This window comes from Caballeronia glathei (assembly GCF_000698595.1).
Lineage (GTDB): Bacteria > Pseudomonadota > Gammaproteobacteria > Burkholderiales > Burkholderiaceae > Caballeronia > Caballeronia glathei.
Genome location: NZ_JFHC01000248.1, coordinates 1 through 989 on the forward strand (window position 1 = coordinate 1; position 989 = coordinate 989).

Consider the following 989-nt stretch of genomic DNA (forward strand, 5'->3'; position numbering starts at 1 on the left):
CTGCTTCCGTGCGATCGACGATGTGTTGTTTCGCCTGGACTTCGGTCATCAATTCCAGGGCGAGCGCACGCAGATCGTCTGCGCTCATGTCCTGGAGTTGTGTCCTATCGATCATGACCAATAGTGTGCCAAAGCCCGTGCAACAAGGGTATTGGCACACGCACCGATTGCCGCGGGCCGGCTCACACCACGCGAATCACGCCGTCCTTGCCAATGCGCTGCCACGGCAATCCGAGCACGAGTCCGGCCAGTTGCTCCTGCGTGATCGCCCGGCGCGTGTCAGTTCCGGGCTGCGGCCAGACGAACTGTCCCTGGTTCAGCCGTCGTGCTGCCAGCCAGATTCCGATTCCGTCATGCACGAGCACCTTCATGCGGTTGGCCCGACGGTTGGTGAAGAGATAGGCGTGGTGGGGATGAGCAGCGTCAAACACGGCAACCACGCGCGCGAGTACTGTATCGAAACCCGCTCGCATGTCCAGCGGGTCGACTGCGAGCCACGCCTCGTCGATGCGGATCACTTCAGCCACTCGCGTAACCACGCTGCGCACTGGGCCGCGTCTGACGTCGGCCAACTGACCGTGATTGATTGATGGCCGCGCCTTACTTCGACGCGTATTTCCCTTTGATGACTATTCGCGTCGCTTACTTGAAGTGGGACGAAAGCAGGTGGTATGGGCGCCGCCGCTGACGGCTTCATTGCCACGACATCACTGCCCGTCGTCGTTGCGCCGCTCTCGGCTTTCTCCAACCAACGCCGCAGCAAGTTGGCATTCAGTTTATGCATCAACGCGATCGCGGCAACCGACACGCCTGGTCCCTGGCAGGCTGCGACTACTTCCGCTTTGAATTCATCCGTGTATCGCCGCCGTTTGCGGCGACCCAAAGGGGCATCCTGGTCATTAGTGTTCACTTGTCCACCTATTCGTTAAGTGGACACGATGCTCCCAAGGCTGCTACATCGATTCAAGATGCCATCACCGGGCGCTTAC

General features: G+C 60.0%; 2 protein-coding genes. Both read right to left on the reverse strand.

The annotated features are described in order from the left end of the window. Positions 1 to 182: 182 nt before the first annotated feature. A complete protein-coding gene (gene tnpB / locus BG61_RS38580) occupies positions 183 to 518 on the reverse strand; it encodes an IS66 family insertion sequence element accessory protein TnpB (protein ID WP_035936668.1) in 336 nt (111 codons plus the stop codon). Further along, positions 515 to 910 carry an IS66-like element accessory protein TnpA gene (tnpA, locus tag BG61_RS41205; RefSeq protein ID WP_075584344.1) on the reverse strand — a complete coding sequence of 132 codons (396 nt, stop codon included), beginning with the start codon at positions 908 to 910 and terminating at the stop codon, positions 515 to 517. Before tnpA ends, tnpB begins: the two co-directional genes overlap by 4 nt. Between the last annotated feature and the right edge of the window lie 79 nt (positions 911 to 989).